The sequence below is a fragment of the Candidatus Hydrogenedentota bacterium genome (assembly GCA_012730045.1).
Taxonomy (GTDB): domain Bacteria; phylum Hydrogenedentota; class Hydrogenedentia; order Hydrogenedentales; family CAITNO01; genus JAAYBR01.
In genome coordinates this window covers 1-14,698 of the sequence record JAAYBR010000081.1, presented here as the reverse complement: position 1 = coordinate 14,698, position 14,698 = coordinate 1, and the positions used below count along the sequence as shown (strand labels likewise).

The 14,698-nt window shown below is 70.1% G+C and carries 9 protein-coding genes; 3 read left to right on the top strand and 6 right to left on the bottom strand.

The features are described from left to right. Window positions 1-127: 127 nt before the first annotated feature. Window positions 128-2,149: a PKD domain-containing protein gene (locus GXY15_08065; protein NLV41170.1), complete on the bottom strand. Its 2,022-nt coding sequence runs from the start codon at window positions 2,147-2,149 to the stop codon at window positions 128-130. Between the two features lie 291 nt (window positions 2,150-2,440). Between GXY15_08065 and GXY15_08060 the strand changes: the two genes are divergently transcribed. Both GXY15_08060 and GXY15_08055 read left to right on the top strand, forming a co-directional pair. Continuing rightward, complete coding sequence (locus GXY15_08060) at window positions 2,441-4,705, top strand: hypothetical protein (protein ID NLV41169.1); 2,265 nt, start codon at window positions 2,441-2,443, stop codon at window positions 4,703-4,705. Beyond that, window positions 4,702-5,067, top strand: a complete 366-nt coding sequence (locus GXY15_08055) for a hypothetical protein (protein ID NLV41168.1) — start codon at window positions 4,702-4,704, stop codon at window positions 5,065-5,067. The genes GXY15_08060 and GXY15_08055 overlap by 4 nt, the downstream gene beginning before the upstream one ends. Window positions 5,068-5,204: 137 nt before the next feature. Here the strand turns inward: GXY15_08055 and GXY15_08050 are convergent, their stop codons facing one another. The 3 genes from GXY15_08050 to GXY15_08040 form a co-directional block, all read right to left on the bottom strand. Continuing rightward, a complete protein-coding gene (locus tag GXY15_08050; GenBank protein NLV41167.1) occupies window positions 5,205-6,020 on the bottom strand; it encodes a DUF1080 domain-containing protein in 816 nt (271 codons plus the stop codon). Between the two features lie 77 nt (window positions 6,021-6,097). After that, window positions 6,098-6,712: a phosphoribosylglycinamide formyltransferase gene (locus tag GXY15_08045; protein NLV41166.1), complete on the bottom strand. Its 615-nt coding sequence runs from the start codon at window positions 6,710-6,712 to the stop codon at window positions 6,098-6,100. A 462-nt stretch (window positions 6,713-7,174) separates the two neighbouring features. Beyond that, complete coding sequence (locus tag GXY15_08040) at window positions 7,175-9,541, bottom strand: M20/M25/M40 family metallo-hydrolase (protein NLV41165.1); 2,367 nt, start codon at window positions 9,539-9,541, stop codon at window positions 7,175-7,177. 329 nt (window positions 9,542-9,870) lie between these two features. On the opposite strand from GXY15_08040, the gene GXY15_08035 reads away from it, so the two are divergent. Continuing rightward, window positions 9,871-11,229 (top strand): SUMF1/EgtB/PvdO family nonheme iron enzyme, encoded by a 1,359-nt coding sequence (locus GXY15_08035; protein NLV41164.1) that lies wholly within the window; start codon window positions 9,871-9,873, stop codon window positions 11,227-11,229. A 7-nt stretch (window positions 11,230-11,236) separates the two neighbouring features. Here GXY15_08035 and GXY15_08030 read toward each other — a convergent pair whose 3' ends face one another. Beyond that, the gene (locus GXY15_08030) at window positions 11,237-14,362 is read right to left on the bottom strand and encodes a type I restriction endonuclease subunit R (GenBank protein NLV41163.1); all 3,126 of its coding nucleotides are present in this window, start codon (window positions 14,360-14,362) and stop codon (window positions 11,237-11,239) included. Next, window positions 14,359-14,698 (bottom strand): hypothetical protein (locus GXY15_08025; protein ID NLV41162.1); only part of this gene is annotated, 340 nt, incomplete at its 5' end. The genes GXY15_08030 and GXY15_08025, both read right to left, overlap by 4 nt.

Here is a 14,698-nt window from a genome sequence, read left to right as displayed (position 1 = left end):
GCGGGGGCGGGGTTCTCGCTGTCCATAGAGTCCATGCCGTCCATACAGTCCATGGAGTTCGCGCTGTGGACAACATGGACAGCATGGACGAAATGGACAAAAACAAAGGGCTTGGCCCCTCCCCCGCCTACTCCACCACGGCCTGGAAGGTCCTGGTCCGGCTTTCGCCCTGCTGGTCCGTCAGTGTGACGGTGACGGGGTAGGTGCCGGGGGCTTCGAAGGTGAAGGGGGCTGCGGGTTTGGCGACGCGCTTGTCGCCGAAGGTCCATTCGGCCTTTTTCACGGCGTTGGCGGGTGCGAAGCGGGCGGCGTGCCCTGCGGGCAGTTTTTCCGACAGCGCGACGGGCAGGCGGCCCGAGGGGACCTGGGCAACGTCGGCGACGCTGAAGGTGCGCGCCTCGCCGGCCTTGAGCGCGATGGTTTCGGGCAGGTCGGCGAAACCGACGGGGCCCTTGCCCAGGAGCACGTCGGCGACGGCGTTCATGGCGTGGCCGGGCCGGTCGCCGGTGCCGTAGGCGAGGAGGATGGCGTCGGCGTCGCCGAGGCGGTGGGCGTTGCCCGGCCAGCCGAGGTACACGACCACCAGCGACTGCGCCTTGGTCTTCAGCGCGCGGACCAGCTCGATCTGCGTCTCCACGCGCTCGCGGTCGGACAGCACGCAGATGATGGTCCTGAATCCGCCCATGCCCTTGGTCAGGCGCTCGATCTCGAATCGCTGGATGTCGCCGATGTGGCGCGCCGTGGTGATGGGCTGCATGGACACATGCTTGAGCGGCTTCCGGAGGGCCTCCCACAGCTCCTCCGTGCCGACGGTGCCGGTGACGCCGACGGGGGTCGAAAGGTCCCTGTCAAGCGGCAGCACGGGGGCCGTCTGATGGAGCAGGGTGATGGCGCGGCGCTCCGCCTGCTCCACCGCCCGGCCGAGGTCGTTCTTGCGGAACAGGTTTTCGGCGTTCTCCGCCTTCTCCGCCGGGACTGGCCGGGACTGTTTCGCCCGGAGCACGCGCAGCACGGCGGCGTCCACCACCTCCGCGGGCAGCTCCCCCTGCGTCACCGCCTGGACGATCCGCTCCACCGTCCGGCCGGGCTGGCCGCAGGGCCCCTGCCACAGCAGCATGTCGGCCCCGGCCCGCAGGGCGTCCAGCGCCGCCTCCGCCGGGTCCTTGCCGGAGCTGATCTCCGGGGCGTCCATCGGCCCCGCCACCACCACGCCCTTGTAGCCCAGCTGCCCGCGCAGGAGCCCCGTGATTATGGCGGGCGACAGCGACGCCGGGCGCCCCGCCGTGTCGATCAGGGGCGCGTAGGTGTTGCCCACATGGATCATCGGCGCGTCCGCCTCGGCGGCCTTGCGGAAGGGGAGCAGGTCCTGTTCGTCCATTTGGGCGGGGGCGGTTGTCAGCACCGCCGCGCCGCGGTCCTCGCGGTTCAGCGCGCCGCCGGGAAAGCCCATGGGCAGGCAGACGACGCCGCGGGCGCGGTGGCAGTCCATCAGGATCCCCGCGGCGCGGGCCACGAAGGCGGGGTCGCCGCCGAGGCAGTTGACCGACCCGCCGCCGAGGCCGGGGCCCGGTGCGAGGCTCAGGGGCGGCCCCATCCACAGGTCAAACCCGAGCGCCTGGAGATGCGTTGCCAGCAGGACGCCGATTTGGCGCGTCGTGTCGTCGTCGTTCGCCGCCGCCAGCGTCAGCAGCGACGGCAGCGCCGGAAAGGGCGACGCCCCCCCGCCGGGATCCCCGGCGGCCAGCTCGTGCAGGTCCGTGCCGATCCACGGGGGCACGCTTCCGGCGCCGGACAGCATGCGGATCTGCGTGGTCAGCGCAACCACCGTTCCCGGCTTGTTCGCCCGGCGCACCAGCGCCGCGCCCGGCCCCAGGGTCTTGAGGAACAGCTGCTCCTCCGGCAGGGGGCTCTTGGTGCCCTGGATGCTGATCATCATGAGCTGCGCCACCCGGCGCTGCAGGGACATCGCCGCCAGAAGGGCCTCCGGGGCGGCCGCTTCAGGAGCGGGCGCGGGGGGTGCGGCCTCCGGCGCCGCGGGCGCCGCCGGTTTCGGCGGAGTCTCCGCCTCCGGGTGGAACGCCGACGGCTGGGCAAAGGACGCCGCCGCGGCGCACACCAGCACACCCCAACACACCGCAACTGTCAGCATGCGTTTCATCCCTTGAAGATACCACGCCCGCCGTGCGGTTCCCAAACCGTTCCCGCCGCGGGGCACGGCGGGGGAGGACGGAAAGGCGTCCTTCCGTGGCGCCGCCGTCCCGGCGGCCTTGTCTTCGGGCCGGAAGCCAAACCGGTGGCTGGATGAAAGACAGGGCAGGCGGGGACGCCTGCGCTACGGAAGAGGGCAAAACTTCCCGTTTCTTGGCGTCCGATCTATCCGGCGGCGCGCGCCGGGTATAATGGGGCGTCCTGTCGCGCAACCTCATGAAGGAGAGCCTGCATGCGTTCCTCCCGCCGCCTTTCCTGGATTGTCCTCCCGATCCTCCTGGCCTGCGCCGCCGCGTTTTCCGAGGCCCCGGCGGTGCTGGAGTCGGGCGGCGCGGCCCTCGCCCTGGACCCCGCCACCGGCGGCATTGTCTCCCTGCGGGACATGGCCACGGGCCGGGAATTTGTCCAGGGCGCGCACCCCGACGGGCTGTGGACCCTCACGCTGGACGACGGCGGGGCGCTCCGCGCTTCGGGCGCGGAAACGGTTGCCGTGGAACCGTCCGCGGACGGCGGCCTGCGCCTGGCGTGGTCCGGGTTCAGCGTGAAGGACGGCGCCCTCGACGCGCGGGTCGAGGCGGAGGTGGTCCCGGCGGACGGCGCGTTCCGCCTCACCTTCGCCGTCACGGGGCTTCCCTTCAACCGCATCCGGCAGGTGGTGTTTCCCCGCGTCGCCGGGCTGCGCCCCGGCGAGGGCGACGCGCTGGCCGTTCCGGAGTGGATGGGGTCCCTCGCGCGCAACCCCGGCCGGCTGCTCAACCCCGGCGACCCGCCGCAGCCCGCGCGCCGCGCATGGGAATACCCGGGCCTCCTGTCCATGCAGTTTGTCGCCTTCTGCAATGACACCGGCCCCGGCGTGATGCTCTCCAGCGCCGACACGGGGGCGCACCGCAAGCTCTTCGCGGTCTGCGGCGACGGCGCGGGCGGTGTCGGCCTGGAGATGGCCCATCTGCCGGGGAAGGGCGGCGGCAGCCGCTTCGCGCCGGAGTACGCCGCCGACATCGCCGTCTTCCGCGGCGGCTGGTTCGGCGCGGCGGAGCGCTACCGCGCGGGGGCTGCGGCGGGGTTCTGGGCCGACCAGAGCCGCAAGCGGCTGGGGAGGGTCCCCGCGTGGGCGGCGGACACCGCGCTGTGGGTGTGGAACCGGGGCAAGTCGCCGGGGGTGCTGCCGCCCGCGACCGCGCTGGCGGAGAAAACCGGGCTGCCCGTGAGCGTGTTCTGGCACTGGTGGCACGGCTGCGCCTACGACACGGGGTTCCCGGAGTACTTCCCGCCGCGCGAGGGCGGCGACGCGTTCCGTGCGGCCCTGGCGGCGGCGGAGGCGAAGGGCGTCCACGCGATCCTCTACATGAACCAGCGGCTCTGGGGGCTGGAGACGGAGAGCTGGAAGACCGAGCGGGCCGAACGTTTCGCCGTGAAGAACCCCGACGGTGCCATCGGCCGCGAGGTCTACAACATTTTCAACAACGCCGCCTGCACGCCCATGTGCATGGGCACCGCGTTCTGGCGGAACACCTACGCCGGGCTCGCGGAAAAGGCCGTGGCGGAGTTCGGCGCGGGGGGCATCTACATGGACCAGGCCTGCGCGAGCTGCGCGTGCTACGACGTGTCGCACGGGCACCCGCGCGGCGGCGGGTCGTGGTGGGTGGAGGGCTTCGCCGCGCTGGAGAAGGACATTCGCGCGCGCTGCGCCCGGCGCACGGAGGCGACCCTGGCGGGCGAGGGCTGCGGCGAGGCGTGGCTGCCCCGACTCGACCTCATGCTCAGCCTCCAGGTCAGCCGCGAGCGCTACGCCGCGCCGGGAGAGTGGGAGCCCGTCCCCCTGTTCCAGGCCGTGTACAACGACGCGGCCCTCCTCTTCGGCAACTACGCCTCCCTCACCGAGCCGCCCTACGACGAGCTGTGGCCCCCGGAGTTCGCGCCCGCCGAGCCCCTCGTCCTCCTCGACCGCAAATTCTCCGCGCAGTTCCGCCTGGAACAGGCCCGCGCCCTTCTCTGGGGGCAGCAGCCCTGCCTCGCCAACTTCAAACCGGAGCTGCTGGAGCAGCGCGCGGAGGAGACGGACTTCTTCGTGCGCGCCGCCCGCCTGCGTCGGGCCGCGCTCGCCTACCTGCGTGACGGCGTCATGTTGCGCCCGCCCGAGACTGGTGTTCCGGCGTCGGAGATCCCCGTGTCCCGCCTGTCCATCTACGCCGGACGGCGCGACCGGGTCCGCGAGTACAGCATGCCCGCGCCCGGCGTGCTGGCCTCGGCATGGCGCGCCGCCGACGGCGGCGTGGCTGTCGTGCTGGCCAACATCACGGAGGCGCCGCAGACCGTGGCCCTGAACCTGGACACGCCGGACTACCCCCTGCCGGAGGGCGCGGCCCCGCGCCTGTTCCGCGCCGACGGCGTTCCCGCGCCGGTGGCGGCGGAGGGGCCGGGGCGGGTGACTGTGACACTGACAGCGGGCGATCTGGCGGTCTGCGAGTGGCCCGCGCCGGAGGAGAAGACCCCATGACCCCGGACACCCCCGGAAAGGAATCCCTCACCCACAACCCCTTTGCGGGCCTCGCCGTGCCCGGCATCGCGCCGGAGGACGTGGCCGCAGCCGCCGCGCGGGTCCAGGCCGAAAAGGCGGAGGGCGCGCCTCCGCCCTGGCACGTGGCCAAGACGAAGAAGGGGGGCTACCCGGTCTCCGTCGAGCGCCGCGCGGGCGGCAAGGTGATGACCCTCGTGCGCAACGTCTCCGGCGACGCCGAGGCGCTGCTGTCGGCCCTGCGGAAACACTGCGCCGCCGGCGGCAAGGCCCTCGGCGATCTCGTGGAGATCCAGGGCGACCACGCCGAAAAGATCACCGCCTTCCTGCGCGAAAAGGGGTGACGGGAAAGCGGTGTCCACCTGTCCACCTGTCCACATCGTCCACATCGTCCAGAGTGGACGGGGTGGACTGTGTGGACGATGTGGACTCCCGCGAAAGACTGCCGCCTTCCTTCGCGCGGGCGTGCCCGCGCGCGCCCCTAGTTCACAAGATTGGTGATGGCGCGCTTGACCGTCGCGGCCGGGCCCTCCGCGCGGCGGATCAGGATGTTGCGGTACCACAGCTCGCCGCCGTGGTCCTGCAGGGAGATGCGCCCGGCCTTGGGCAATTCGGCGTAGGGCGTCTTGAACTTCCCGATGGGCTCCGTCATCTGCGCGAAGTCCGTGTCTATCACCTTCCACCCGTTCACCGTCACCGTCACCTCCGAGCCGCGCAGGGAGATGTCGTAGCTGTTCCACTCGCCGGTGGGCCGGGCCAGGTTGAACATGGGGCTCACCACGTCATAGATGGCGCCCGTGCCGTTCTTGGTCGCGGGCCAGCCGTAATCCCCCAGCACCTGGATCTCAAACCCGCGCAGGGGCGAGTCGCCCACGGGCGCGCGGAGGAACACGCCGCTGTTGCACATGATCTGCGGGTTCACCATCAGCGCCGCCAGGGGCGCGATGCGCGGCGTGGACAGCTTGAACTCCAGATGCAGGTCGAAGTCCGAAAACTCCTCGCCCGTGTACGTGGCGTAGTGGAGCGGGTGCAGCGACTCGCCGAGGATGTGCAGCACGCCGGCCTCGATCTCAAACACCTTCCTGTCATCGTCCAGGTTCTTCCAGAGCGGGGCGTGCTCCGCGTCCAAAAGGTCCACCCATCCCATGCCCTCCGGGCGCGGCGTCGGCTTGCCCTCCGGGCGCGGCTTGCCCCACTCAAACACGGACCCCAGGTTCACCGCGTGCAGCGCGCCCATCAGCACCACGAGCAGCAGCACCGCCGGAAACAGAAGCCATCGGAAAAGTCGTTTCAGCATGACAAGCGGCCTCCTTGACTGCGGACAGTATAGCGCCTTGGGTTTTTGCGGCGCGCGTTTTGCGGGGTCGGCGGCGCCTATCGCACGCGGACGCGGCGGCCCTCGACGGTGACCCTGCCCCCGGCGATGAGCTGGAGGGCCTGCGGGTAGATTTCGCGTTCGGCGGCCTGCACGCGGTCGGCGAGGGTGTCCGGCGTGTCGTCGTCGAGGACGGGCACGCTCTTCTGCAGGATGATGGGGCCGTGGTCGTACTGGTCGTCCACGAAGTGGACGGTGGCGCCGGAGACCTTGACGCCGAAGGCGATCACGGCCTCGTGGACGTGGTGGCCGTACATCCTGTGGCCGCAGAAGGCGGGGATGAGCGCGGGGTGCACGTTGACGATGCGGTTGTGGAAGTCCCCGGGCACCGTGATGAGGGACATGAACCCGGCGAGCACCACGAGGTCCGCGCCCATGCCGCGGATCTCGCGCCACAGGTCGGCGTTGAAGGCCTGATCGTCGGCGTAGGCCTTCCGGGGCACCGTGGCCGCCGGGATGCCCGCGAGGCGCGCGCGCTCCAGGCCGTAGGCCCCCGCCCGCGACGACACCACGCCGGTGATCCGGGCGTCGAGCGCGCCCCGGGCGATGTGGTCTATCAGGTTTTGCAGGGTGGTGCCGCTTCCGGACAGCAGGACGACAACGCGCAAGGGCATGGCTCACTTCTCCCCCGGCCCGCGGCCCGCGCCGCCGCCGGAGCGCCTATTCTAGCAGAAGGCCGCGCCCCTGTGGCGGGCACCCAAAGACAAGGCCGCCGGGACGCCTGCGGTACGAAGAGGGCCGGCGGGGTGCCTTCCGTACCGCAGGCGTCCCGCCTGCCTCGTCTTCTCTCAGGTGCGTGGAATTTCGGCTGCCCCTTCAGGGCAAGTCTTTTGGGGGGGCCTCCTCCCCAGGGCAGGCCTGGCCCTTCGGGCGGCGGCCTGCCCTGGGCTATATTCGGATGTCCCGTTGGGACAAATAGAACCAACTCATGGATGCGAGGTGAGCCCGAGGAATCCCTCAGCACGGCACCCACACGGCAGCCGTTGGGACAAACAACACCAGCTCATGGGCACAAGGGGCATTCGTCCCTTCTTGCCGGACATTTCAGTGCGATTGCCCTGGATGGGGCCGTCCGGTCAGAGGATGGGCGGAGTGACCAGCACTGTTGTCTCAACCTCGTCCCAGTTTTGTTCATCCGACTCGGCTGCCTGTTGAGCCCCCGTGCCCAAGTCAATGGTGCAGAGGGTGACGGTGTGGTGGCTGTGGAGGGGGCGGCGGTGGTCTATGACGCGGTTGGGCTCGGTGGCCATCCAGTCGGGGCGGGGTTTGACCTCGGGGAAGGACGGGATGCCGTAGGACTCCTCGCGGACCTCAAGCACGATGGGCGCGCCGGGGTCGCTCTCCAGCCGCAGGGCGACCCCCGCCTTGTCCATGATCCGCAGGTGGAAGGAGAAGGGGGCGCCGGTGCCGAGTTCAACACCCGCCACGGTGGCGGCGTGGACCGGCGTGGCCGACAGCGCCCGCACGGTCACGCGCTGTCCGTCGCGCGGGCAGACGAGGCGCCCCTCGACGATGCGGCGGCCGTTTTCAACGCGGTCGGACGACACCTCGACGCGCGGCGGGCCGAGCGGGTCCAGGGGCGCGGGGGCCTTGAGGTACTCGCGCTCGTTGCCGGGCATGATCTCGCCGATGCGCGCTCGGGAGGTGCCGGGGGCGAAGAACTGGGAGGTCCACTCGTCGGGCTCCGGGTCCGCGCTGACCCACCAGGCCTCGCCCTTGTCGAAGTTCACGAGGTAGGAGAGGAAGTTCAGCTTGGGGGTGCGGGGGCCGGGCAGGTTCGTGTAGAAGGCGAAGCCGTAGACCAGCAGCCCGGCGAGGACCAGCGCGCCCGGCGCCCACCGGCGGAACCGGTCCCCGGTGGCGGCGAGCAGCGGCGTGTGCTGGAAGAAGATCAGGATGAGCAGGGCCGCCACGCTGAAGGCGCCCATGGCCGTGAGGGCGTAGCCGATGATGGGGATCATGGGGAAGACGATGAGCACGGACGGCACGGTGAGCGCCGCCGCCCCGGCCAGCGCGCCGGGGGCGCATTCGCGGCCGCCGCGGCCGGCCCAGGCGAGCACGGCCACCTGGAGCGCGCCGAAGACCAGCACCCACACGGGGGCGTAGACCCCGCCGGGCACGTAGAGGTGCATGCCCCAGAGAACGGCCGTCCAGAGCAGCATGAGGCCGCCCACCATCTCCGCCGGGCGCAGGGCGCGGCAGAGCGTGGCCGCCGCCGCCGCCAGGGCGGCGAAGGCCAGCAGCGCGAAGGCCAGGCAGTAGGCGTTGTTGGAGTAGAGGGCCATCTCCTTGAAGCGCAGGAAGGCCAGCGCCGCGCCGGGCGCCCACAGCGCCATGGCCAGCACGAGGGTGCCCGCGGCGGCCATGAACCCGCCCAGCAGCCCCGCGAACCGGACGCCCCGCACGGCCAGCCCGAACACCAGCGCCGCGAGGAAGAGCGCCGTCGCCAGCAGGACCAGCGGGCGGTTCCAGGCCAGGGGATACACGGCCATCCAGTCCCCCAGCAGGTTGAAATAGGCGGCGTCGGGCGCGCTCAGGTCGCCGTCCAGCGGCAGGTTGCCGAAATGCCGCGCGATGCCCAGAATGTAGGCGCCGTGGTGCTGGAGGCTGTTCAGGCTCACGTTTTCCGGGCTGTCGAGCGAGATGTGGTAATAGGCGAACCCGTCAATGTACGCCACATTGAAGCCGGGCCGGTGCCTCTTGTACTGGTCAAAATTGCTGCCGAAGGGCATGCGCCGGTAGAAATCCGTCATCATGGAGTTCGTCCGGGGGGAAACGTCCGCCTTCGCCAGTTCCCGGATGATCCACCCGTTCTCCCGGGTGCTCTCAAACATGAGCCCCGGCCCCTTGACACCGCGCGTCTCCAGCCCCAGCACCAGCCCCACCTCCTCAAACCACGGATGCCCGATGAAGGCCCGGGCGCCGTCGCCGCCGAACTCCTCCTGGTCGGCGAAGCAGAAAATGACGTCGTTCTTGAGGGGCTGCCCCGCCTTCAGCGCGCGCGCCGTCTCCAGCATGGCGGCGATGCCGGACGTGTCGTCCGCCGCGCCGGGGCCATAGGGCACAGAGTCGAAATGCGCGTCCACGGCGATGGCCTTGGTCGGCGCGGTGCCCCGGACCCGCCCCAGCACCGCGCGCTCCCAGGTGAGCGACTGCCCGTGCCGGCCGCCCGCGGGGCCGTCAATCAGGACGGTTTCCACCCCCATCGCGGCGAGCTGCTCCTGGATGTAGGCGCAGACCCCGTCGTTGGCCTTGGAGCCCGCCGGATGCGGCACCTGGCAGGTGGCCTCAATGTGCTTGATGGCCCGGTGGGCTGAAAAGGCCTCGGGGGGGGCGGTTTCCGGCAGGGCGGACGGCGCCAGGGACATCCACCAGGAGAGCAGGACCACCAAAAGGACGCCCGCCAGGGAAAGGACCGCCCACCGCCCCGCTGTGTTTGACATTGCCGCCGTCCCTCTCCGTGTGTGCCCGCGGGCACGGTTGTTTCTGGCGCGCGGACCCGTCGGGTCCCGAAACTGCCGGAGGTTAGACCATGCCCAGGGGCGCGAGGTTGCGTCCGGGCGGAACATTGGCACCACCAATGCCGCGGCGCGGAAGAGGAAGAAACATAATGCGAATCGCGTTAAAGGATGGTATACTGTGAACAAGGTCGCGGGTTGCCGCACTTTTTTCTCTGTTTCGCAGTCATCATATTTCTGCTTGTGCCGGTTGAGAGGATTCATCCGCCATGGGGAAGAGACTTCCTGAGGTGGGGGGCGCACGCAGAGGAGGCTTGGGGCGCAGCGGGTGGGGTGTCGCCCTGTGCGCCGTGCTTTTTCTGGCCGGATGCGGCCCCAAAGAGCCGCCCAAGCCGGCCACCCGGATCATCATTGAGAGCGCGCCCGACGCCGGGGCCGCCGTGCTGGTCGCCGGGGAGGACCGGGGCACCGCGCCGGTGACCGTGGAGGGGCTTCCGGCGGGGAAGTACGAGGTGCTGCTGACCCTGGACCGCTACAAGCGCACCTTCCACGACATTGTGGTGAAGGGGGAGCCCGAGGAGACCTTCACCATCGCCATGGAGCCCCTGATGGGGACCGTCTCGGTGGAGTCCAAACCCATCGGCGCGGACATCTATGTGGACGGGGAAAAGGTCGGTTCCACCCCCGTGTTTGGGTATCCGCTTCAGGTGGGCGACTACTCCTACGAGTTGCGTCTGGAGAACTACTACCCCATCACCAACGCCTTCACCATCGAGGAGAACTTCAAGCTCGAGTTCAAGCACGAGCTGAAGCCCATGGAGGCGCAGATGGAGGTGTTCTCGCGGCCCACGGGCGCGAAGATCTGGATCAACAACGTGGCGCAGGCGCAGACCACGCCCTCGCGGTTCACCCTGTTCCCCGGCAGCTACCTCGTGAGCGTGCACACGCCGGGCTTTGTCCAGGAGGAAAAAATTGTCACGCTGGCGGCGAACGCCACCGAGACCGTGCAGCTCCAGATGAGCCCGGGCGCGGTGCCGCCGGGCATGGTGCTGATCTCCGGGGGCGACTTCACCATGGGCAACGAGGACCGCGCGCCCGACGAGCGCCCGAAGCGGGTGGTGAGCCTCAAGCCCTACTACATGGACAAGTTTGAGGTGACGAACCAGGACTACAAGGCGGTCTTTCCGGAACACAGCTTCCCCGAGGGTCAGGAGAACTGGCCCGCCACGGGCGTCTCCTGGTCCCAGGCCATGCGCTACGCCTCCCTTGTCGGCAAGCGCCTGCCCACGGAGGAGGAGTGGGAAAAGGCCGCCCGGAGCAGCGACGGGCGGGAGTACCCCTGGGGCTGGACCTTCGAGGAGGGCATGGCCAACACGAAAGAGGCCGGCAACGCCCGCCGTGTCCGCGTGGGCCTGTACTTCAACGGCACCTCCCCGTACCGGTGCGTGGACATGGCCGGCAACGCCTACGAGTGGGTGTCCAACTGGTACGACGCCTACCCCGGCAACCAGGATGTGACCAAGGACTACGGCCAGATCTTCCGCGTGCTCCGCGGCGGATCCTACCTCACCGGCAAGTTTGAGGCGCGCTGCGCCTCCCGCCACTTCGACCGCATGGACGCCACCCGCGAGGACTACGGCTTCCGCTGCGCCCAGGACGCCCCCGCCCAGTAGGCGGGCGCTATGCCCACTCCGCGCACAGCAGCGCGGCCTGTTCCAGCACGGTCTGGGTCGCCTTTTCCTGCTTGTCCGGCGGGTAGCCGTGTTTGCGCAGGATGCGCTTCACGAGCACGCGCAGCTGCGCGCGCACAGCCTCGCGCAGGGTCCAGTCTATGGTCACATTCCGGCGCACCGTGGCGACCAGCTCCCGCGCGATGGCCCGCAGCGTGTCGTCGCCCAGCACCTTCACGGCGCTGTCACTGGTCTCCAGCGCGTCGTAGAAGGCGACCTCGTCCTCCGTCAACCCAAGCGCCTCCCCCCGCGCGGCGGCCTCGCGGATGTGTTTCGCCAGCGCGATCAGCTCCTCGATCACCTGGGCCGCCTCAACGGCGCGGTTCTGGTACTTCCGCAGGGCGCTTTCCAGCATTTCCAGGAACGACCGCGCCTGCACGACGTTCTTCTTTTGCCGCGTCCTGATTTCGCCGGTCAGCAGCTTGCGCAGCAGCTCGACGGCCAGGTTGCGCTGGGGCATGTTGCGCACTTCGGCCAGGAACTCGTCGGACAGGATCGAGATGTCGGGCTTCCTGAGCCCCGCCGCCTCGAAGATGTCAATCACCCCGTCTGAAGAGACCGCCCGCGACACAATCTGGCGCACGGCGTGGTCCAGCTCCTCGTCGGACTTCGGCCCGCCCTCCGCGCGTTTGGCGAGGGCCGCGCGCACGGCCTGAAAGAAGGCGACGTCGTCGCGGATGCGCAGCGCCTCTTCGTGCGGCACGGAGAGCGCGAAGGCCTGCGACAGTTCCCGCACCGCGCCGAAGAGACGGTTCTTGCCGTCCTCCTGCGCCACGATGTGCTCCTGCGCCGCCGGCAGCAGGCCGAGCCGGTCCGCCGCGGCGCCGGTCGTCCACGGCTCCCAGGAGAACCCGTGGAACAGGCCGCAGCACACCTCGTATTTTTGCAGCATCAGCGCGACGGCCTCGTTCTGGTCTATGGCCGTCCGGCCGGTGCCGCCGCTCGCCGTGTAGGTGGCGAGCGCCTCCTTCAGCTCCTGCGCCAGGCCGAGATAGTCCACCACCAGCCCGCCGGGCTTGTCGCGGAACACCCGGTTCACCCGCGCGATGGCCTGCATGAGGCCGTGGCCGCGCATCGGCTTGTCCAGGTACATGGTGTGCAGGCTGGGCGCGTCGAACCCGGTCAGCCACATGTCGCGCACCAGCACGATCCGGAAGGGGTCGCCGGCGTCGCGGAACCGCGCGGCCAGCGCCTCGCGGCGGGGCTTGTTGCGGATGTGCTCCTGCCACTCCGGGCCGTCGGACGCCGACCCCGTCATCACCACCTTGAGGCACCCCTTGTCGTCGTCCCCGTGCGCCCAGTCCGGGCGCAGCGCCGAGATTTCCCGGTAGAGCTCCACGCAGATCCGGCGGCTCATGCACACGACCATCGCCTTGCCGTCCATCGCCTCCAGCCGCTTCTCGAAGTGCTCCACAATGTCCCTCGCCAGCAGCCTCAGCCGGTTCTCCGCGCCCACCACCGCCTCCAGCTGCGCCCACCGGCTCTTCAGCCTCTCCTTGCGCGCCTCCTCCTCGCCCTCCGTCACCTCCTCGAAATCGGGGTCTATGGTGGGCTTCTCCGCCTCGCTCAACTGCAGCTTTGCCAGGCGGCTCTCGTAGTAGATCGGCACCGTCGCCCGGTCCTCCACCGCCCGCTGGATGTCGTACACGCTGATGTAGTCGCCGAACACGGCCCGCGTGTTCGCGTCCACCAGCTCGATGGGGGTCCCCGTGAACCCGATGAAGGACGCGCCCGGCAGGGCGTCCCGCATGTGCCGGGCAAACCCGTCAATGAAGTCGTACTGGCTCCGGTGCGCCTCGTCGGCGATCACCACGATGTTGCGTCGGTTTGACAGCACCGGGTGCCGGTCCCCCTTCTCCTCCGGCATAAACTTCTGGATCGTCGTGAACACCACGCCGCCCGCCTCGACCGACAGTTTCGCGCGCAGGTCGGCCCGGTTCTCCGCCTGCGCGGGCGGCTGGCGTAGCAGGTCCGCGCACCGCGAAAAGGTGCCGAAAAGCTGGTCGTCCAGGTCGTTCCGGTCCGTCAGCACCACCACCGTCGGGTTCTCCATGGCGGGCTCGCGGATCACCCGCCCCGCGTAGAACGCCATGGACAGGCTCTTGCCCGAACCCTGTGTGTGCCACACCACCCCGACGCGGCGGTCGCCCGGCTCGCCGCCGGGCTGCCTTCCGGACTCATAGCGGCCCTGGGTCTCCCCCGCATGCGTCCGCGCCGCCCGCAGCGTCTCCGCCAGCGCCGTGTTCACCGCGTGGAACTGGTGGTAGCCCGCCATCTTCTTCACCAGGTTGCCGCCGCCGTCGTCCTCGAAGACCAGGAAATGGCCGATCAGGGTGAGCAAGCGGCGTTTGTCGAAGACACCCCCGACCAAGACCTCCAGTTCCGGCATGGAGGGCGGGGCAAGCGCCTCCCCGTGGACCGTGCGCCACGGCTTAAACCACTCCCGCCCCGCCGTGAGCGTGCCGACCCGCGCCGCCAGCCCGTCCGAGATCACCAGCAGCGCGTTGTACGCGAACAGCGCCGGCAGCTCCGACTTGTACGTCTGCAACTGGTGAAAGGCCGACCAGAGGGTCGCGTTCTCGTCCGCCGCGTTCTTCAGCTCCACCAGCACCAGTGGCAGCCCGTTGACGAACAGTACCACGTCCGGGCGGCGGGTGTGCTTGTTCTCCACCACCGTGAACTGGTTGACCGCCAGCCAGTCATTGGTGTCCGGGGTGTCGAAATCCATCACCCGCGCCTGCGCACCGCCGATGGACCCGTCCGCGCGGCGGAACTCCACCGTCACCCCGTCCACCAGCAGGCGGTGCAGCGCGCGGTTGCGCGTCTCCAGCGTCGGCCCCTCGGGGTGCATTAGTTTGCGGAAGGCGTCGTCCAGGGCCTCCGGGGGGAGCGCCGGGTTGAGACGCGCCAGCGCGGCGCGCAGCCGCCGTTCCAGGACCACCTGGCCGTAGTGCGCGCGCTCCGCGCCCGCCGAGTCCGGCGCGATGTCCGGACCGTGCGCCACGCGCCACCCGGCGGCGCCGAGCCAGGAGAGGGCGGCGTCCTCCACGACAGATTCCGAAAAAGAGGCGGTCATGCGTCGCGTCTCCGGCGTTGACGGTGGGTGTACAGGCGCTCCGTGAAGCCCCCCTCCTCCCCGAAGGCGTCGGCCTGCGCCGAGAGCTGGCGGTCCAGGAGGGCGCAGGCCACCCCGATCAGGACCAGCGCCGCATTGGCGGAGACCTCGGGGTAGCGCGGGGGGGTGGGGGGGATGGGGGGGATGGACGGGATGGACGATATGGACGGTATGGACGGTATGGACGGTATGGACGCGCTCCCCCGGGCGGCGGAGCGCGGTGCGCCGGGGGCCTGCGCGGGGGGCGGCTCTGCGGCGGGGGCCTGCGCGGGGTGCGGCTCTGCGGCGGGGGGCTGC

Bases quoted from the DNA above. Each gene is read 5' to 3' on its own strand.
- GXY15_08065 (NLV41170.1), bottom strand. From the start codon at position 2,149: ATGCTGACAGTTGCGGTGTGTTGGGGTGTGCTGGTGTGCGCCGCGGCG.
- GXY15_08060 (NLV41169.1), top strand. From the start codon at position 2,441: ATGCGTTCCTCCCGCCGCCTTTCCTGGATTGTCCTCCCGATCCTCCTG.
- GXY15_08055 (NLV41168.1), top strand. From the start codon at position 4,702: ATGACCCCGGACACCCCCGGAAAGGAATCCCTCACCCACAACCCCTTT.
- GXY15_08050 (NLV41167.1), bottom strand. From the start codon at position 6,020: ATGCTGAAACGACTTTTCCGATGGCTTCTGTTTCCGGCGGTGCTGCTG.
- GXY15_08045 (NLV41166.1), bottom strand. From the start codon at position 6,712: ATGCCCTTGCGCGTTGTCGTCCTGCTGTCCGGAAGCGGCACCACCCTG.
- GXY15_08040 (NLV41165.1), bottom strand. From the start codon at position 9,541: ATGTCAAACACAGCGGGGCGGTGGGCGGTCCTTTCCCTGGCGGGCGTC.
- GXY15_08030 (NLV41163.1), bottom strand. From the start codon at position 14,362: ATGACCGCCTCTTTTTCGGAATCTGTCGTGGAGGACGCCGCCCTCTCC.